15 protein-coding genes are annotated in these 20199 nt (G+C 42.0%); 3 read left to right on the top strand and 12 right to left on the bottom strand.

Annotation, left to right across the window (positions count from 1 at the left end; genetic code table 11):
• Positions 1 to 46: 46 nt before the first annotated feature.
• The 8 genes from mgtE to DP117_RS36860 all read right to left on the bottom strand — a co-directional run bounded on the left by mgtE (position 47) and on the right by DP117_RS36860 (position 10917).
• A complete protein-coding gene (gene mgtE, locus DP117_RS02910; RefSeq protein ID WP_169216893.1) occupies positions 47 to 1390 on the bottom strand; it encodes a magnesium transporter in 1344 nt (447 codons plus the stop codon).
• A gap of 583 nt (positions 1391 to 1973) precedes the next feature.
• Positions 1974 to 2696 carry a SprT family zinc-dependent metalloprotease gene (locus DP117_RS02905; protein ID WP_169216835.1) on the bottom strand — a complete coding sequence of 241 codons (723 nt, stop codon included), beginning with the start codon at positions 2694 to 2696 and terminating at the stop codon, positions 1974 to 1976.
• Between the two features lie 282 nt (positions 2697 to 2978).
• Complete coding sequence (locus tag DP117_RS02900) at positions 2979 to 5702, bottom strand: HsdR family type I site-specific deoxyribonuclease (protein ID WP_169216834.1); 2724 nt, start codon at positions 5700 to 5702, stop codon at positions 2979 to 2981.
• Positions 5703 to 5804: 102 nt separating this feature from the next.
• A complete protein-coding gene (locus tag DP117_RS02895; RefSeq protein ID WP_169216833.1) occupies positions 5805 to 6386 on the bottom strand; it encodes a hypothetical protein in 582 nt (193 codons plus the stop codon).
• A gap of 259 nt (positions 6387 to 6645) precedes the next feature.
• Positions 6646 to 7842 carry a restriction endonuclease subunit S gene (locus DP117_RS02890; protein ID WP_169216832.1) on the bottom strand — a complete coding sequence of 399 codons (1197 nt, stop codon included), beginning with the start codon at positions 7840 to 7842 and terminating at the stop codon, positions 6646 to 6648.
• An 82-nt stretch (positions 7843 to 7924) separates the two neighbouring features.
• Positions 7925 to 8845, bottom strand: a complete 921-nt coding sequence (locus DP117_RS02885; protein WP_169216831.1) for a DUF4351 domain-containing protein — start codon at positions 8843 to 8845, stop codon at positions 7925 to 7927.
• The gene (locus DP117_RS02880; protein ID WP_211175880.1) at positions 8838 to 10379 is read right to left on the bottom strand and encodes a type I restriction-modification system subunit M; all 1542 of its coding nucleotides are present in this window, start codon (positions 10377 to 10379) and stop codon (positions 8838 to 8840) included. The genes DP117_RS02885 and DP117_RS02880 overlap by 8 nt, the downstream gene beginning before the upstream one ends.
• Positions 10380 to 10782: 403 nt before the next feature.
• The gene (locus tag DP117_RS36860; protein ID WP_282440245.1) at positions 10783 to 10917 is read right to left on the bottom strand and encodes a hypothetical protein; all 135 of its coding nucleotides are present in this window, start codon (positions 10915 to 10917) and stop codon (positions 10783 to 10785) included.
• 361 nt (positions 10918 to 11278) lie between these two features.
• Between DP117_RS36860 and DP117_RS02875 the strand changes: the two genes are divergently transcribed.
• Together DP117_RS02875 and DP117_RS02870 are read left to right on the top strand one after the other, a co-directional pair.
• Positions 11279 to 14518: a glycoside hydrolase family 15 protein gene (locus DP117_RS02875; RefSeq protein ID WP_169216830.1), complete on the top strand. Its 3240-nt coding sequence runs from the start codon at positions 11279 to 11281 to the stop codon at positions 14516 to 14518.
• A gap of 508 nt (positions 14519 to 15026) precedes the next feature.
• Positions 15027 to 15572 carry a phosphate-starvation-inducible PsiE family protein gene (locus tag DP117_RS02870; RefSeq protein WP_169216829.1) on the top strand — a complete coding sequence of 182 codons (546 nt, stop codon included), beginning with the start codon at positions 15027 to 15029 and terminating at the stop codon, positions 15570 to 15572.
• A gap of 187 nt (positions 15573 to 15759) precedes the next feature.
• Here the strand turns inward: DP117_RS02870 and DP117_RS02865 are convergent, their stop codons facing one another.
• Together DP117_RS02865 and DP117_RS02860 are read right to left on the bottom strand one after the other, a co-directional pair.
• The gene (locus DP117_RS02865) at positions 15760 to 16128 is read right to left on the bottom strand and encodes a phospholipid-binding protein (RefSeq protein ID WP_169216828.1); all 369 of its coding nucleotides are present in this window, start codon (positions 16126 to 16128) and stop codon (positions 15760 to 15762) included.
• 281 nt (positions 16129 to 16409) lie between these two features.
• Complete coding sequence (locus tag DP117_RS02860) at positions 16410 to 17066, bottom strand: nuclease-related domain-containing protein (RefSeq protein ID WP_169216827.1); 657 nt, start codon at positions 17064 to 17066, stop codon at positions 16410 to 16412.
• A 306-nt stretch (positions 17067 to 17372) separates the two neighbouring features.
• Here DP117_RS02860 and DP117_RS02855 point away from each other — a divergent pair, with 306 nt between their 5' ends.
• On the top strand, positions 17373 to 17771 hold the full coding sequence (locus tag DP117_RS02855; protein ID WP_169216826.1) for a gamma-glutamylcyclotransferase: 399 nt from the start codon (positions 17373 to 17375) through the stop codon (positions 17769 to 17771).
• 70 nt (positions 17772 to 17841) lie between these two features.
• Here the strand turns inward: DP117_RS02855 and DP117_RS02850 are convergent, their stop codons facing one another.
• Both DP117_RS02850 and DP117_RS02845 read right to left on the bottom strand, forming a co-directional pair.
• Positions 17842 to 18474 carry a zf-HC2 domain-containing protein gene (locus DP117_RS02850; RefSeq protein WP_169216891.1) on the bottom strand — a complete coding sequence of 211 codons (633 nt, stop codon included), beginning with the start codon at positions 18472 to 18474 and terminating at the stop codon, positions 17842 to 17844.
• A 160-nt stretch (positions 18475 to 18634) separates the two neighbouring features.
• Entirely contained in the window at positions 18635 to 19291 is a 657-nt protein-coding gene (locus DP117_RS02845) for a sigma-70 family RNA polymerase sigma factor (RefSeq protein WP_169216825.1), read from the bottom strand.
• Positions 19292 to 20199 lie beyond the last annotated feature (908 nt).

Below are 20199 nucleotides of genomic sequence, written 5' to 3'. Positions count from 1 at the left end.
TTGGGGCAGGCGGTACACCTGCCCGATGATAAACATTGGACAACACCTATCTAAAGACTTGCAGCGCCACTGAAATCATCGAAAGGAAAGTAAAAAATCCAATCGCGTCTAAAGTTGTAGTCAATAAAGGACCACTAATTAAGGCTGGATCGAGATTTAACCGCTTCAAAGTCATCGGTAGTACTGTTCCCAGAGAGGCAGCTAGTAGTACATTCACAACCATCACTAGCCCTGCAACTATCGATACCCAACGTTCGTGTGGAGGCGACCAAATGAGCGATAGTCCACCAAGAGCCATACCTAATGCTATTGCTGTACCTACACCCGCTAAAATCTCTTTTCGGAGAAGTGGTATGGTGTCATTAGGTGTCACTTCTCCGACACCAAGACCACGTACTGTCACTGATACTACCTGGAAGGCAACATTTCCACTACTGTTAGCCAAAATAGGCATGATGATTGCCAGAACTGGCACTTGTGCAATAACTCTTTGAAACGGAGAGATCGCACTAGCTGCACCAATGTACAAAGCAATGTTTCCCAGTAACCAAGGCAATCGCTTGCGAAGAGTGACTTGAGGAGAAGACAAGGCTGCTTCATCGCCACTCACACCCGCGAGTTTTTGAATATCTTCTGTGGCTTCTTCTTCCAAAATATCAACCACATCATCAATCGTGACAATACCCACTAGTCTCTCTTCTCGATCAACCACAGGGACAGCGATTAAGTCATATCGCTTCATGATTCGGGCAACTTCTTCCTGGGGCGTTTCTGTTCTTACCTTAATGACGCGATCGCTTGCGATATCTCTGATCAGAACATCAGGAAAGGTAAATAACAACTGTCGTAATGAAACAACACTGACTAGTTTGCGGTTATCGTCTGTGACGTAGGCGTAGTAAATCGTCTCTTTATCTTCATCCTGACGGCGGATTTTACTCAAGGCTTCTCCGACAGTCAATCCATCTCGCAACAGCACGTATTCTGTTGTCATCACACGTCCTGCAGTGCCTTCAGCATAGCCAAGAATCGTTGCTGTTGCTTGTCGTTGTTCTGGACTCAGTTCTTGCAACAGGCGTTTGACAACTCCAGCTGGTAACTCGTCAAATAATTCTGCACGTTCATCCGGACTCATCGCCTCGACAATTTGTGCAACTTGAACATCGTGCAGGGAATTTATGATTTCTTCCTGGACTTCTGACGGTAGATATTCAAAAACATCAATTGCTTGATGTTTATTGAGTAAACGGAATGCGATCGCCCGCTGTTGCTTGGGCAATTGTGTAATGTACTCCCCCACATCCACGGGTTGTGTGCCATTCAAATCCAACTTAAGTTGGTTTAAGTCGGCAATGTCAATCGGCGAATTGCGAACATCTTGTATGAGCATCATAATACCTCCAAATGCCTCCCCCGCGCTGGGAGACAAACTCGCCAGATCAGAGGAGGTTAGTACTGCCGTCTTGTGGACTTCGGTCCATAAAATCTCAGAAATTCAACATCGATGACCATTACAAAATGGCATCGCTAATTCATAATACTAACCCGGAACAGCGTAATCCGGTAGATGTCCAAAGTCAGAAAAATCAGAAGATGAAAGTTTAATTCCATTTCACGAAATCTTTCATCACCCTGAAGCCTGTTGATTTGAGTAGCATTCTACTACTGTTTTCGTTTATGTCAACAGTATAAATTGATTTCAAAAGATACTTTCTTACCTTGTGATCGGTTACGCAAAACATTGGCAATGCCTCTAACCCACGATCACGCTCAAAACCCTTTCATTTTTTTTAAAGTGTAAATTGTAATTTCTTTGGTAATGTACCGTTAGTGTCAAATCACTTACCAATTAAATCCACACAATAAGTCAAAAAATGAACAACAATTATCAAAACAACAATTTCGGCAAAAATAACGGGCTAAACAAATTCTTCAAATTTGGAGAAGTACCCCCAGGGTTGAATGAACCCCAGCTACAACGGCAGCAAGCCAGCTTCCCAAGATTCTAAACTAGCTTTGCGCTCTCTCCAGTCGGGCATCACACTACTTAGCGTTTCCCAAAAGGCATCCCCGTGATGACGATGTAATAAGTGGACAACTTCATGAGCGACAACGTATTCTAGAACTGCTAAAGGTGCATGGATTAAATGCCAATTAATACGGATTATCCCGTCTTTTGAGCAGGTTCCCCAAACTCGTTTCTGCTCGAAAAGCTTGATATCTGGTGATTTGACACCTAACTTACGTGCATAGACTCGGGCGTTGTATTGGATATCCTGCAAAGCGCGATCGCGTTTCCAAGCCATAAATGCCTGCTCAATAGCGTCCTGTTTTTCATCCTCCGTTAGGTGACGTGGCACTTGGATGTGAAAGCGGCTTTTACAAGTAATAATAACTTGTTCTACATCAGCTTCCTCTACCTGCAACATTAAGCGACGACCTCGGTATAAGACCTTTGCCCCACTGACGTAGTGTTGGGTATTTTTAGTAGAGTGTTTCGGGCGGCAATCTTCAACAGCATTGAATAGCCAGCGGCGTTTGCTGTCGAGAAAAGCAGCAATTTGTTCGTGGGGCGTATCGGCTGGTGCAACGACTTCTACAGTTTCAGGAGTCACGACGATGCGTTGGCGTTTGGTGCGGTTACTGTAGCGCACGGTGTAGGGAATGCTGGTTTGACCGATTTGCAGGACAGGCATAATACCAATTCAAAATTCAAAATTCAAAATTCAAAATTCAATCCGGAAGAAAGCCGAAACGAAACTTGGGTTTGGGAATGTGTATCTGTCGCATTCTTTTTTCAAATTGGTATAAGTCATAGCAATTTTTGTAGGGTGGGCACTGCTTACCGTTTGCTCAAACCCTTATTTTTAGGTTGTGGGCAGTGCCCACCTTACTACTTAAATTTTGTTAGCGCAGCGGTGCGCAGCACCGGATTGAATTTTGAATTGTTAATCTGTCCCCTTTTATAGCTTTTTTCCCTATGTCTTGAGATAGTTTTTGATAGCATATTCATCAATTTTACTAGGAATTTCTTTCCAATTTTCTAGTCCCAGGTTAAACACCAAAGCGCGAACTTTTTGGCGCAGTTCTTTGCGTAATTGTTCCTTGAAATGCCAGCCAGAAGGTGCAGTTTCATCGCTGGAATAAAGTTCGTCAATGGCAAGGGAGGCTTGTTCTAAGGGATTAAGCTTGTCAGGATTGGTATTATCTGAATCGCTGGAAGTGCTGTTTGCTTGAGTTTGATTTGTTGGCAGAAATGCCTCTAGAATTTTGAGAACTCCGTAAGCTTTTTGATTTAAAGAAGTTGAAGAATGAGCTTGTTCAGCCGTTTGCAAGTCGCGTACAATTTGTTCATACCGCTTGAGAGTTTCAGCAGCTGCAATTTGACCTTGTTCAAACTGGCGCAGAACTTCTAAAACTCGTTCCGAAAAGAGTCCGTAGAAAAGGGGATTTTCATCTTCTTTTTGCTGCATGATTTTGCGGAGTTCCGCGCTTTTGCGTACCGCAGCAGTTTGAATTTCCGGTTCAGTATTCTCGCTACTGAAATCTTGCCAAAATGCCGGGTCTGTGATGTCATGCAGCTTACATAGAGTGTTAATCCCCGTGATGCTGAGGTGTGCGTCTAGCATCTCACGGATTTTGGCGCTGACATCGCGTCCGAGTGTGGATTCTCGTTTCTCGAAGGTGAGGGTTCCCAAAGGTAAGAATCCGGCAACCCATTTTAAATCATTTCTGTAATCGAGAATCAAGGGGTCGGGACTGAGGGCGTCGTAAGCTTTGATAAATTCTTTGGCTTGACGGTGAAAGGCGTACCAATTATCCTCTGTGCCTAAATGCTGGATGAGAACGTCGTATTCTTGGCGGATGTTTCCCGTGTTGCGGGAGATGGGTTTGAGGAATTTTAGTACTTCAGCGTGGGCGGTTTTGAGGTGGTTGCGTTCTACCTCTAAGTCTTGCATGGCGTTTATCACGTCGGCTTGGCGGTAGGTTGCTAGGGCTGAGGTGAGGTTTTCGGTGACGCCTATGTAGTCTACAATAAGTCCGAATTCTTTGTGAGAATTATATAAAATAATTGCTTCTCGGTCAATGGCGACGATTTGCGCTTTAAATCCTTCTGGGGCAGCATGGAGGGAGAAGTGCGTCCAAATGTCGTAAGCTAGCAGTTCGATGCGATCGCGGTGTTTGACTAAATCTTCAATTTTGACGCCTCGCGCTTTTATCTTGTTTACGACGGCTTCCGGTTCATTGGCAAACCAATTGTCAAACAAGATATCGAGTTTTTTTTCATCCACCTGCCATTGGGCTTTGCGACTGGTATAGCGGATGGGGACAGTCGCGCCATCTTCTACGGCGTCATCTATGCTGTAGCGATCAAGATAATCTTCACCGGGGAGACTAAAATTTTCATAGGTGTCTTTGTCTGTCGTTTGGATGGGCGTACCAGTAAAGCCGATAAAGCAGGCGTGAGGTAAAGTTTTTTCTAAATATGCCCCCAGGTCTTTCTCTTGAGTGCGGTGGCATTCGTCAACTAAAATAATCCAGTTGTGGCTGTTGGCTGCTTGTTTGGCTGAACCTTCAAATTTAAAAATGGTCGAGAGTAAAGTTAAACCCACAGGATTGTTATGAATGGCTGTCTGGAGGTTTTCACCTGAGTGTATGCGGGTGGGGTTGGGAAGTCCGCAAGCTTGGAAGGTTTTGGCTATTTGGTTGTCCAAGTCGATGCGGTCCGTGAGGACTAAGATGTTAGGGTTCTCCAGAGTGGGAGAGTTGATAGTGCGGTGGGTTTTGAGTTTGAGGGTGGCAAAGACCATTGTTAAACTTTTACCTGACCCTTGGGTATGCCAAATGAGTCCTTTGCGATATTTCCGGTCTGGGCGTTTGGCGTCGGGTTGGAGGGGGGCGAGTACTCGGTCTACAATTTTGTTGACAGCGCGAAATTGTTGATAGCGACAGATTTTTTTGATGACTTTCTGTTCTCGTTTCTCGAAGACGATGAAGTGCGCCAGGATGTCGAGAAGTCGGGAAGGTTCCAGGAGATACCAGAGTTGTTTTTCTAACTCATTGTGAAACTCCTTTCCCCCCATCTCCCCCTCGTCTTTCCAAGTTCCCCAATAAGCAGAAGATGCGCCTGTTGCACCGTAAAGGACATTTGCACCATCTGTGATCTGGTTGAAGGCGTTGGAGTAGAACAGGCGGGGAATATCGCGTTCGTATTGTTTAATTTGCTCGAATGCTTCTCCGGTTTTGTCTTTGGCGGTAAAGGGTTTTTTGGCTTCTAGGACAACAAGGGGAATGCCGTTGATGAAGATGACAATATCAGGTTTGCGGGGGTTTTGGGATTTGACGTAAAATTGGTTGGTGACGGTGAAGGTGTTTTTCTCTGGTTCTTTGAAGTTAATCAGGCGGATAGTTTTTTTAGTGGTTTCGCCGGGAACGTTGCGGCTATAATTGCCCCGCAGCAGATTTGTCCATTGTTCATTATCCGTGACAATGAGCATATCTTGATAAGTAGCACGGGCGACTTCTTGGGGGACATCGTTGATGCGTTGAATGGCGGTGATGAAGATGTCACGCAGGATGACTTGGTTAAGGGTGTCTCTTGCGGTTTGATTTTGTGCAGGTGGTAGCCAGGTGTAGCCGAAGGAAACTAAGGCATCGATGCAGGGTTTTTCAACTATAGTGTATTCTGTGGCAGAGGTCATGCGGTAGCTTTAGATACAAGCAGGGGTTATATATAGTTATAACCGCGCTTCAGTATTAATGCTTTACCATAAGACTTTTGCATCAGAAGGTCATGTGCGATTTTACTTAAATATACTTCTTCTTATTTCAGAGTAATGATTGCTTATGCTGATATATCTATTTTGAAAATCCATTACTATTTCATCTAAGGCAGTAATCGCATTTTTTTTGTCATATATTCCTTGCTGCAATATTTCTCTTAGGCTAGCATCCACCATTGCAAAATACACATTTGATGTTGTATCTACCATACTTGAAAAGCCATCCCGTCTAAAGTTATTATGAAAATTAGACTCTAAACCTGTAAGGTAGTTGTAAATTTCATAAAAAAACAGAAAAACAGAATCATTCGCCCCTTGAGAAAATTTATTTGATAAATTTCGTAGGCTACTGCGTTCTCCTTCACTAAATAGATAATCTTTCCAAATTTCATCAAATATTTTGTGTTTGAGGCTAAGTTCCTCATTTGAGGAGTTTATCAAATCACGATACCTTTGGAAAGCTTGCAAATAATAATTGTGCATAAACTTAAAATCAGAATATGCCGGGTCTATAATCTCTGTGAAAAAATTCTGTTTTTTTTCATTGTAGCCATCCCGACGATTGAAATAGAGGTCAACTAGAGAAATAATTTCGCCAATCATTTATTTGTTTTGAAGATAGAGAATCGAGCAAAATACAAGTTATTCTATTGCAAGCAAACACCAATAGTCTATTATATCTCGGCGGGTATTGCTTACCCTGTTATATTAACTTACGTGAATAAATCTAGCTGCACTATTCCAATTAGCTTGTTTTGACACGGACGCGACCTGTTAGGAGGTCTTGCATTAGACCGCGTTTGAGTTGTTCCAACTGCTGTAAATTTGCCTGTGATTTTTTTTCTGACTGCAAGACATTTTTCTAACAAGAAACTATCTTGTCTTGTTCATCCAATAATGGCAAAGGAAGCAGTAACTTTTTGAGATTAGTGCCTGATAAATTTTTCTGTACTCCACCAGCAGCCATTGTTGCCATACTAGATTGAGCAGTAGGTGCCATCATTGCCAGTCTTACAAACTCAGAGTTTGCATAGTTTTTGAGTCTAAAACGAATTAAAAATGCTCCTGGAATCATAGGAATTGTCTGTTCTCTAAAAACACAAACAATTCCACATGAACCAGAGCGAGTTACTAATAAATCTCCATCAATGAGACGATGGTTCTCGCATTGAGCTTCGGGAAGCATTGCTCTAGGAACTGTTTCGTAGTTAATCTCCCAGTTCTCATTGATGTCAGTGGTTCTAACACTGCCATAGTTTCCATTCGGGTCGTAAAGGTCACCAGAAAAACGAGGATCAAAAGCACTGTCTGTAGTGATGCCACCTAACTCAACAACTTGCCAACTCTCTGGAATCTTGCCGATCGCACTATGTTTAAACTTAGTATGACCGATACCGCGAGTGAGGAGTTGCTGGAGTAGTCCCTGCTTGACTTTGCGGGTTTGGTCGATGACTGCCTGGGTGGATGCGATCGCCTCATCCACACTACTCAAAATCTCAGCAATTTCCTTTTGTTCGTGAATGGGAGGGAGGGGAACCAAAACCTGCTTGACAATACTTGCATTCAGATTCTTTTGAGTAGTTTCGTTACCTATATCTCGCAGGTTTTGGTACTCACGAGTTAAACAGTAATAGAGGAATTGGTTATAGATTTTTTCACCTTGTAGAATTGCTAGACAAGCTTGATTTAAGGCGGCATCAATACCTAGCATTGCAACCTTACCTCGTGTTACTCCTTGCCCATACATAGCCATTAAAAGAGTTCCACGCGGTACCAATTTAGCTGATGAATTAGATAAGCCTTCCTGGGTAATCTTTTCCTCTGTATCTCTAATTTCAGAGTAATTAATTTCGCCAGTCTTCACCCAAGGTATATTTCCATTCCAAAATTCTGGCTTGTTTCGACTTGGAGTACCGCCTGATGTGACATCACATACCTGACCAATACTCACAATTTCCCAGTCCTGTGGAATCTCCCCAATTTCGGTTTGTTTGAAGTAGGTATTACTCTCTTGGGATGCCTCATTAGTCACAATTTTGGAAAACTTCTCTAGAACCATACTCAAGTTCCTCCAAAAACTCCAGCATTTTTGCCTCTACCGCATCCCGTTCTTACCACCAACTCCCTCAACACACTCAACCTTACTCTCCTCCTTCCAAATTCCTCAACCAATCCGTTAAATCCTCCACATCCTCAAAATCTAACAGCGCCTCACTCAACTCTTCCAACTGTGCCAGTTCTAACGAGCGAACTTGCGCCTCAACCTCCGGGTTAAGTTCCCCAACCTTACGCCTGAGTTGACGCATCACGATAGAGACTTCTCCCTCGCGTCTCCCTTGTTCAATCCCCGTCCGCATCCAACTGGTAACAATCTGCATAACCTGCTCCCGTTCCTCTGATTCAATCCTACCAACTTCCTCAGCAAACGCTTGCTCTTCCGACTCTGTAAGATTTAAATACGTATCCACAAAACCCGAAATCAACTGCATTCTCGCGGGGTCTAACCGCAACGTCACCAACAACCGCAGACATTGAGCCTTCACTTTGGGACGGTCTTCTCGCGCAATCTGCATCTTTGCCATCAGCGCACTCGCCACCGGATTCGCCTGATCCAAATAGTCCCGCCAATTGAGACGATTTAGTTGAATCACGCGGTAGTTAAATTGCAACACCCGAAAATCGGGAAACTCAACTCGAAACTCACTCGCGGCTGCTTGTTTTGGTTGGTCATAAGAAAATACCACAACCGGATAAATCGGCAAATCGTACTTTTCGGACAACCGTGCAAAATAGCGGAACATTCGCTTACCAAAATTCGCTTGCGCTTTTGCTTGGTTCTCCACATGGATGAGGAAACAAGACGGTTCACCCCGAAACTGCGCCTGCACGAGTAAATCAGCTTCATAACGTTCTCCCGCCGTGACATCTGTAAACACTTCTTTGTCCAGAAACATGATTAAATCTGGTTCTAAATAAGTCATCACATCCGGCAGAAATAGCTCAAGAAACTCCACAAAAAAAGTAGACAGGAGTTCTTTGAACAAGCGGTCATGGTCAATCATCACCATACCCCAACTCGTCCAAAAATTCCAACATCTTCTTTTCAGCTTTATCCCGCTTTTCCAACAACTCCTTTAAAACCATCACCTCCGCTGCCACATCAATCTGCTCTTCCTCCTCAGCCGTTTGCACATATCGGGCAATATTGAGATTAAAATCATTCTTTTTAATCTCCTCTAACTCTACCACCCGCGCAAACCGTTGCTCATCCTGAAACGTCAAAAATGCTTGAGCCAACCGCTTAATATTCGCCTCAGAGAGAGTATTTTGGTTTTTCCCTTCCACCATCTCCTCAGCACCATTGACAAACAGTACTTTTCTCTGGCGCTTCGCTTCTTTCTCTTTATTAATAATCAACACGCAAGCCGGTATTCCCGTGCCATAAAATAGATTCGGTGCTAACCCAATCACCGCCTCAATCAAATCATCTTGCAGCATTCCCTCACGAATTTTCGCCTCAGCACCTCCGCGAAACAGAATCCCGTGCGGTAACACCACCCCCAACTTGCCTGTTTCGTTCAAACTGGCAATCATGTGCTGCACAAATGCCAAATCTCCATAAGATTTCGGCGGACAACCATAACTATCTCGGCTAAACTTATCCCCATTTTTCCAAGTTTCATCTCCCCAATTCTTGAGAGAAAACGGAGGATTTGCTAACACTCGGTCAAATGTCTTTAATACTTTACTCCCCTCCGCCACCAAATGCTTGGGTTCTCGCAACGTATCCCCCCGGACAACAAACGCATCATCAATATCGTGGAGAAACAAATTCATCTGACAAATTGCCCAAGTGTTGAGATTCATCTCCTGTCCGTACAACTGCAACGACTTGGGATTTTTCTCCTGACGCTTGAGATAGTTCACCATCTCCAGTAACATACCACCAGATCCACAGGTGGGGTCATAAATACTCATCCCTTCTTCTGGTTGCAAGCACATTACAATTAGGCGAGTGACCATTTTCGGGGTATAAAACTCGCCTCCCTTCTTCCCTGCATCATCAGCAAATTTAGCAATCAAATATTCGTAAGCCGCACCCAGAATATCCGCTTCAACATCACAATTCCGCAGCCGATGCTTGCTAAAATGCTGCAACAATAATTCTAACGTCGCATCCGGGAAGCGCTCTTTATTGTTAAAATCCACATCTTGAAACACCCCGCGCAGGCGTGTATTCGCATCTTCAATCGCCCGGAAGGCGATGTTCAGCTTCTCCCCTATATTGGTAGAATGTTTCCGTACGTCATCCCAAAACGCTCCTGGTGGGATGTGAAAGCGGTGTTCCTCTGGATCTGCTGCTAATTCCGCATCTTTATAGAGTTTCAGCCGTTCCTCGTATTCTTCTTGCCAGACATCGCACAGGCGCTTGAAGAACAGCAGCCCAAAAATATAGTGTTTGAAGTCCGCTGAATCAATCTTCCCCCGCAAAATATCCGCCGCATCCCAGAGGTGTTTCTCTAGCTGCTGAGTCGTCATTTTGCCCACAAAAGTCAGGGGTAAGGTAGCAGAGGTAACGGTTTCGACCTTCAACACTTTTCGGTTCACTCTTTACGATTTCTCCAAAACTTCAAGCACGTACACTTGTTTTAGGGACAATTTCTCTCATCCTTTATACCGCGAATCAAACGCTTGTGTTGCAAAAAATGACGCCAGTTACAAAAATATAAACAGTATAAATGATACAAACTATGAGCAAGCCTTGCTTGCAAAAAATATAAGTAACCCCCCTAAACCTTCGGTTTAGGGGGGATAATGCGAGGAGGAAAATGAAAATTCGTGATTTTTTATTTAGTCTTTAGATAACGCGATTTTGATGATAAACTCATTATTCACTTGTTTTTATAACATGAGAAGAAGTCAGAAGCAGAGCCGGAAGCGCTCCGCCTCCAGTCAGAATTCAGAAGCCACGCTTATGCTCCTGAGTGCTAAATTCTTACTATACAACAATCCTCTGAAGTGAACCATCGGCATATAACTCCATTGGAACTAGTTCAGTTTTACCGTTGATTTTGACTTGAGAGTAAACAACTTTTACAAATGGAGAATGATTTCGATTATAACGTTTAGACATAATAAATTAACTCCTTTTTGAAAATTAGTAATTTTCTTTATATGTCTGGTGTTTTTAAAAACTAGAATTTCTCGAATGAATTCCTAAATCTCTTGAAAATCGTGTATAAAACTTTTCCTGACTTATAATTAACAAAACTAATTTAAAGATAAAGATAAAATAATCGACTTGCTGATAAAGATTTTAAAAAATTGACATTTCGAGTATTTTTCTCTAAAAATGGAAAAGTTATCTTGTCTGTTGACAGGAGATGACAAATTCATTTTTCAGTGCCTACTACTAAAGATAGTTTTGGCTTGACTGACATAATTAACTTCACTGTGTTAGGGTTGCATTCCGCAAACAGCGTAAAAAATCAAGTATGAACACAACCACTCAACTGCAAGCTCGTCTTGAGTGTTATTATCAGCAAATTAAAACAATCATCCTTGCCCGTCAGAACCCGATTACAGGTTTGCTACCAGCAAGTACAGCAATAAGTGCCCACGGAGATTACACCGATGCTTGGGTACGTGATAACGTTTACAGCATTCTTGCAGTTTGGGGATTGGCGATTGCCTACGGCAGAGCTTCGCTTAACGCCTACCGTAAAGTTGACGAAGACAAGGGACGCACTTATGAGTTAGAACACAGCGTCGTTAAGCTGATGCGGGGCTTGTTGTTTGCCATGATGCGCCAAAGTCCTAAAGTAGAGAAATTTAAGCACACTCAGTCTCCCTTGGATGCTTTACACGCCAAGTACAACACTGCTACGGGTGATATTGTTGTAGGTGATGATGAGTGGGGACATTTACAATTAGATGCCACGTCAATATTTCTGCTGATGTTGGCACAAATGACAGCTTCAGGGTTGCAAATCATTTACACATTTGACGAAGTGAATTTCGTCCAAAATTTAGTTTACTACATTGGACGAGCTTACCGGACTCCAGATTTCGGTGTTTGGGAACGAGGTAATAAAATTAATCATGGCAATGCAGAATTGAATGCTAGTTCCATAGGTATGGCAAAAGCTGCATTGGAAGCAATTAATGGCTTAGATTTATTTGGCGTACATGGTTGTCAAGCATCGGTGATTCACGCATTACCAGATGAAATCGCTCGTGCCAGAATTACGCTAGAATCTCTATTACCCAGAGAATCCTCATCAAAAGAAATTGATGCTGCGCTGTTAAGTGTGATTAGTTTTCCAGCATTTGCAGTAGAAGATGTGCAGCTGCGCGAACGCACTCGCAACGATATCATCAACAAACTTGAAGGAAAATACGGTTGCAAGCGCTTTCTACGCGATGGACACCAGACAGTATTAGAAGACACAAACCGCTTGCATTACGAACCATTAGAACTCAAACAATTTGAAAATATTGAGTGTGAATGGCCTTTATTTTTTACCTATTTATTTTTAGATGGTTTGTTTCGCGGCGAACAAGAGCAAGTGAAACATTACCAAGAACGTTTAGAATTTTCATTAATTGAGCGTGATGGTTTACGTCTGCTTCCAGAACTTTATTATGTTCCAGAAGAATCTGTAGAAGCAGAAAAGTTAGCACCTCAAAGTCAGTCACGTTTACCCAACGACAATATTCCTCTGGTGTGGGCACAGAGTTTATATTTTCTTGGTCAAATGTTAAGTGAAGGGTTAATAGCAGTTGGAGATATTGACCCTTTGGGAAGGCATTTACGCATAGGGAAAAATCAGCAAGCTGTCGTACAAATTGCCTTACTTGCAGAAGATGAAGATTTACAAGGAAAACTGGCAGTTTATGGAATTGAGACACAAACACCCAAACAAGTCGAACCAATTCAAGTTCGACAAGCAGATGACCTTTCAGACATTTATACTCAAGTTGGACGCAATGATAAACTTGGTTTAACAGGACGTCCAATGCGACGTTTGAGAAGTTTAACTACATCTAAGATTTTTCGCATTCTTGGGGAGAGAGTTGTCTTCCTGCCTTCGTTTTTGGATGCTCAAGTGTTCTACTTAACTCTTGATTACCACTTTTTGGTGTATCAAATCAAAAGTGAACTTGCTTACATTCAAAAATATTGGATTGATTTAGGACGTCCGATCCTTACTTTAATGTTGACTCACACCATGTTGGAAACGGGAAGTGAGGCATTACTTGCTCTCATGCAAGAACTCAATAACGGTGTTTGTAACGGTGTACAAGTAAAATTGGGGCGTCTTAATCAGTTGATGTTGACGGCTGGAACACAACGGCTTGATTTTCTTCAAGAAGATTTTAAATATTCTCTGTCTTCCATTAAAGATACTCCACCTCGCTGCTCTTATCTTATTTACAACCCAGACAAAAATGGATCCCTCCAGCACACTCAAGAATTTCAAATGGAGTGTGAAACGAACTTAGGATTGTTGCTTTCCTTTTTGCGTTCATCAGAAAATCTCTACGAACAAATAGAGTTGTTACAGACTTTGGTTCGTTTGAAAGGATTAGAATTTGATACAGGCTTTGGTGGACCAGGACGTCCCGTCACTGTAGCAGATTTGCTCGATGAAGTTTACACTAAAGCAGGTGATTGCGGCATTTGGGCAGTTGTGCGTCGTGCTGCAGGGTTGCGACAAATGAGTGATATTGGTTTGTCGGATGTGGTGACAAGTATTGTGGTGCGCGGTAAGCAAATTGCTGTGGGTAGGGCTTACAGCGAAGATTCACTCATCACTCTTCCTTTGTCGCACAACGAAATTGTGGAGAAAATTAATCACTTTTGTCGAGAGGATATAAGCGATCGCGTTCTGACTCAAGAAGTTCTGATTTATCTGAGTACCCTGATTAAGACAGAACCAGAACTGTTTAAAGGACTACTCACCCTGAGAGTTGGCTATATGATTCTGTTGATTACCAGCGAATTGGTACGTGAGTTAAACGTCACTCAGGATGAAGCTTATGAACATCTCATGCAACTCTCGCCTTTTGAAGTGAAAACACGGCTACGTCAGGTATTATTTGAATACGTTAGCATGAGTCAATTGTTACGCCAGCAAGAATCTCTGCACGTCAAACAAAAAGAAAGTGACATTGACTGGGCGGTACTACCAGCCTTAGGAGATGAAATAGATGTACAACCAGGCGGTTGGCGACGCTTCCGCCAAGCCGAGGGAGCAACAGGACGTGTTCCAAAAGACTTTTTCAAGCAAGTTTGGCTAGTGATGGAACATTGCAAAGGCTTGGTGATTGGCGATAAACTAGAGCGTCGCAATCGATTGGATAGTGAGTTAATGCTGTCGGAAATGACACCGGGAGAGAAGAATTTTGCTCTACAGATTGAGCATTTGCTAAATAAAATTGAGGCTCCCGAATACCGACAAGTTAATATTGAGGCGTTGATAGAATTAGCAGCAATTGTATCCAACAACCCCAACTTACAAATCGAAGAATATATTGTATTGGATGTGTTAATCGGTCACGCCGTACGATTAGCATGGTTAGAAAGTCATCCAAAAAGAAGCGATAGCTATGATGAAGATAAAGCCAGTGCGTGGCGATCGTTCTACAACACTTCTCCCAGAGAATGTACTAATTATATTGTCAAGGCGTTCAGGTTCTTAACAGAGTTTGGGCAAGATATCGCAGCTTAATAAGACGTAGGGTGCGTTGCCGTTGCGTTAACGCACCTTCTCAAAGCAAAATCTGTGAATTCAAGACTTTCCCAGAAAAAGTGGGGCAGATTTTTGCATTGCAGAGCCTTGAGTTCAGAATGCTTGATGTCTTGCAGGGAAGTTGTGAAACATACTTCCTCAGCTACACTGACCAAGCCCGCTTACATGGACTATAACATTAAAAGAGATTATTAAACCCAAGTTTTGGTATTAAATACTCTCTTATAAAAGAGAAAAAGCGTTCATTCCACGACACTTTTTTCGGAAATAGTACCAGCTATTTTTTTTTAGCGTTTCGTTATTTTATTGCCTAGATAGAATTACGAAAATACTCCTTAGAGGAGATTTTGTTAGCAATGGCAAACGACTTTTGCCTGATAAAGCTTATAGTTTAGATGATTCTCAAAAAACTCTAAGTCTTGTTAATAGCATTAGGTAGACTGACTGATTTGCTCTTGTAGTTGTGTCGATAAGAATGAAAATGCAAATGAAAAAGCGCCAGAAGGGTCAATATTTATTTCGCAATCGCTGGATTGACAGACATCGAATTGTTCGCAACATGGAGGCTTTCCAAGACTTAATTGTGATTGTCCTGTGTTTGGGTTTATTTGTTTACATGGTGATGGAGTTGTGGGAGATATTTAGCCAACTTAAACTACCATTAGATCATCAACAAGTGACTGCAAAAATACTATTTTTGTTGATTTTGGTCGAGTTATTCCGACTCCTAATGGTGTATTTACAGGAGCATAGCATAGCTGTAGGAGTCGCAGTGGAGGTCTCAATAGTCTCTGTACTGCGAGAAGTCATTGTTCACGGAGCGCTGGAAATCTCTTGGGTTCAGGCTGCATCAATTTGTGGCTTACTGTTTATTCTGGGTGCGCTACTGCTAGTGTGTGCCAAGACGCCACACATGGATTATATCACTGGTCATATTAAACATAGCGCTTTGAATCACAGTGAGCAAGAACAACCGGAAAACGAAGGTAAATTGCTACATTCAACTCAATATGAGGAGATTACTAAAGGGTAAAAGCTATTTTTCTTTCATTTTTTAGAAGTAGGTGGGTATAACCCACCTTATCTTTTATCTTGCACTCTTGTCAAACTAACGGGTTTGTTGAGAATGACAGCATTAGCCAAACCTTAATTTTTCACCTCAGTTACCCGGTTTTTTAGCTCTTGTTGAGAATCGTGCAAGATATAAGTTATGAAAATCTTTAACCAACTGTAACTTGATGACTGTCAACAGCAGTCGCACCATTAACTGAACGCGCGACAGAAACCATTTTGTTGAGAATGTCTTGGCTGGGAACTTTGCCTTTGAGCACTACAGTGCTACCTGTTTGAGCAACCCAGAGAGTGTCTATATCATCCAATTGTTGATCTTGGTCAAATGCGAGTGCTACCCGCTTTGCCAAACCACTCTGATCATATTCTCCATTCAATCCCACGCGCTCTGGGGGAATTTGTTGAGTTGCAGTAGGAGGAGCGGCAGTTTGCTGCGCTTGTTGCACTGGCTGTGGCTCTGGATTGACTTGTGCATTTTGAGGTTTTTCTAGTCCAAAAAGTCTTTTTAACCAACCCATAATACTATTGTGACCTCCTATGAGGGTTTCATTAGATTTAAGTCTAAAAGCCTGGGTAAATAGCGACATCTGCCCAGAAAAATATATGTTGTATTATTGGTTACTGCTTTGGTAGTAAATTCATAATCTCTCTGTCGCAGGGATGGTTTTGAGGAGGGTTTAATCTGAACTTGTCCGTACTGATGTACTATAAATGCTTGAACGCCTTGCTACACAACATAACAAAAGCTCTATTTGTGACCGCGCACAGTATATTATATAAATTATTATATAAATATATATTACATTGACTTCAATAATCTCAGTAAGTTTACTGTATCTACTACGTATACACCATTAATTTGATTATTTTGATCGATTTCCTTAAGGTTTGCTTGCGTAAAGCAAATAATAGGTTGTACAAGCCTGACTTTCTTCATATCTTTTAAAACGCTTGCCTGACCCTTAACTGCTTGTAACAAGTCTTTTCCATTGTTAAAATCATGAACCTGCTTGCCGTAACGTCGCTTCAGCATCGCACCATCAAAAAATACTCTGCCTTTGTTACTTTTGACATCTACTACAAAATAATTGCTTTTAGGAGAACGCAAAAATACATCTGCATCACCCCAGCGCTTAAGCGGAACATTGTATTCAATCTTCCAGTCTTGGCATTCCAAAGGTTTTAACAGTCGCTCTACCTCTTCTTCTCCCTGAGCACCTTTATCTGCTTGATTGGCTTTGATCCACAACTGTTGCCCTTGTTGACAAAGCAACGCTGCACCAACCCAGCAGCTAACTACAATCAATATTTTCAATCCCGATGTTATTGGTATCAGTAACAAAATCAAAAAGGGAGAGACGGCTAAACTAAACACTCCTCCGAAGAGTGCTAAAGCTCCACTTCTACGTTTGCGAGCTAATTGTCTGATTCTCCTGCCAGCTTTTCGCACATCCATTCCCTTTGTTTAAATCTTTACTAGAGTATTGGGAGAATTAGCAAAATTTTACAGCTTGTGCAGAATTATAGATATGCTACACTACATTTTCTACATTGTTTTTCAAGCATAATATGAGTAAAAGACTTACATTCAAATAGTTTTCAGCTTGATTACCAGAAAAGTTTCCCAAATCAATTCATGTGGTGAGGATAAAAAAATTTCTGCAAAAAAATTTCTGCTCAAGGTTTCAGCCTCAATCGTTGCCTTGCTCTTGAAACAGGCATTTTTGTAACTAGAAACTTCAGTAGTTATTAAGGATTCTTTGTGCTAAAAGTTTTTGTCTACGGTACTCTTAAACCAGGTGAAAAAAATTATTCCAGGTACTGTGCTGGTAAAGTGGTCAATACGGTTAGAGCAGTTGCACAAGGTAACTTGTTTGCTCTACCAATGGGTTATCCAGCGATGACACTGGGAGAACGTGCTGTACACGGATATTTACTCTCATTTACTAACCCAGAAATATTGACGGCTTTGGACGAATTGGAAGATTATGCTCCTAACAGAGCGGCTTCAGAAAACCTTTACAATAGAACGCAAATTCAGATTTCTGATCTACAAGAGCGTTCGCTTAGTTCGGCTTGGGTCTACATAATGACAGAAACGCTAGCAGTTCAACTAAAAGGCATCTACCAACCTGACGGTTGGTGGAGTGGATCTAAATAATTAGAAACTCTAATAATTACAAACGATGAATAATAAATTAAAAAAATTATCACTCACCGTTTACAATTCTTTAGTTTATATCGTATTCAAGATTTAATTCGTGCTCAAGATCCTGTGATTGAGGCTCTACTTTATCAACTGAATTTTCCAAAGAGGCTTCTGCTGTTTTTGGTATTGGGATCACCGTGTAATTTATGGCAACGCTCAGCGGTGAAGCGACAACAGGAATAGATATCGCTGAGTGTGTCCGCTGGATTGGTTGGTTTTGAGCCAATTGAGGTATCCTAGACTCACCTGTCAGTAGACCAGTAATGGTGCCAATAACGCAAGCAGCAACAGCTGCACCTCCAGCCATCCACACTAGCCTGGGACGACGGTGCAAACGTGTCATCACTTGCTCGACGGTTTCTTCTAGTGACTGCTGAGGTTCCGGTACTGGAAGAGCCCGTACACCTTGCCGCAGCTTTAATAGTCGAGCATACAAACGCTGAACTGTCGCATCCTCTGCAAGCCATTCCTCGACTTGCTTGCGTTCAGCAGCCGTCACCTCACCATCAAGGTAAGCACTCAATAACTCGAAGCGATCACGCTTCACCATATCCATAGCACCCGTTGATTCATTGTTATAGTCAGCCTTCTCCTGTTGCAAATCTTTGTGAGTTTGCAAGGGAGAATGGTCATCAAACTGAGAATCAGTAGTCATCTTAACATTATTACCAATTCTTACACCACGGGTAAACACAGCGGATAAACATGAGAAACTAATCAATTCTTCTCCTGTTGACAGAAGCACTCTGTAATCTCTTTAATATTCTTAACGAATTATCATAATCTGCCATTAACCAAAGGACGGAAACTGTACATTACGCATCTAGATAGTTTTGTAACTGAAATTGCAACCTCGCTCTTGCTCTGGCAATTCTCGACTTAACTGTTCCCAGAGAAACACCAGTGATTTCGGCAATTTCTTCATAAGCCAATCCTTCGATTTCTCTAAGAACAATTGTTGTACGGAACACCTCTGGCAAATCGGCGATCGCCTCACGTAGTTGCTCGTAAAACTCTCTAGTCGTCAGTTCTTCCTCTGGTCCTGGAGTATCTCCAGCAATTTCCCAATCCATCTCACCATCGTCTACTGAACGGGGAGCATCTAGTGACAAAGGACTCACAACCCGCTTGCGCTTACGCAACTCATCGTAAAACAAGTTGGTGGCAATACGGCTTAACCAGCCCCGGAATTTGGATGGCTCTTGTAAGCGGTTAATATTCCGATACACGCGAATCCAAACTTCTTGAGCCAAATCTGCTCTGTCAGGCCAATCAGGAGCTAGATGGTATAATACTCTATCAACCTGGGATTGATATCTACGTAACAACTCAGCAAATGCAGCACGATCTGGACGTAGTCCTGCTTGACAACGCAAAATAAGGTCATGATTTGAGAGTTTGTCAACTTGCACTGATACTTCTGGAAGCCTTGTATCAACCGTTGACCAGGATACAGTAATTGATTGACTCATAGATCGCACTGGGTTTAAATCATCCCTATCTATTAGACCTGCTTATTAGCAGGAAGTTCCTTAATTGAGTGACGGATTTATGACTGGAACACTAGGGTATAGTAAACTGGTCAGATACATATCAAGTTCAGGAACTAAATACTAGCCTTTTTCACATAGATCTCGTCTTCTGCACCTTTTTGTTATCAGGTTCCAACAGTGTGGCAATGTTACTTATATTTGTGCAATATAGGGAACTGACCACCTACGCTTGACAATTTTGAATGACAGAATATTAAGACAAGGACAAAGGGATGACACTTCCATGCCAAGAGTTGTCCGTTTGTTCGTAATGATTGATATTTGTATTACTTTGTTCAGGTATTTGAACTTGCAAAAATAGATTTAAGGAAAAAGTAACTGTAGCTGCAAGCAATAATTTTTCCAACATAGTTTTTCTTTCACCCACACCAATAGTGATTGCTACATTCAGTCAAGAGTTCCAGGTCACAAAGTTCCTGAACTGGACTTTTTTGTGTGAAAGCAGTAGCGCAATCTCCATAGACCTAGTTTGCCTGCGACTATTGACAAATTCATGAGGGAACTGATAAGTGTTGATGAATTTTCGGTAAGTACCTAGGAAGAATGCAGAACGAGAAGCATTTTTTGCCTGTTCTTTGAGAAATATCAGCACTTCGGGGTCACGCATTATTTCAACAGTTCCGATTGCGTCACTCGGAACACAAATGACATCTATACTAAAAACACCTTAGAACTGTCATTTGATTACAGTTTCAGCTTTTGTTGTGTCTAAATCAACCCATCGAACTCACGTTAAGTAAGGACATCTGATATCTTGCACCAAGAAGATTTTATGTTTTTTTACACTCAGTACTAAAACTAAAGCCCTTATTTTACCGACAAAAGCC

The sequence above is a fragment of the Brasilonema sp. UFV-L1 genome, from assembly GCF_012912105.1.
Classification (GTDB): domain Bacteria; phylum Cyanobacteriota; class Cyanobacteriia; order Cyanobacteriales; family Nostocaceae; genus Brasilonema.
Note: the sequence above shows the minus strand (reverse complement) of the source record. Positions and strands in the feature narration are given on the sequence as shown.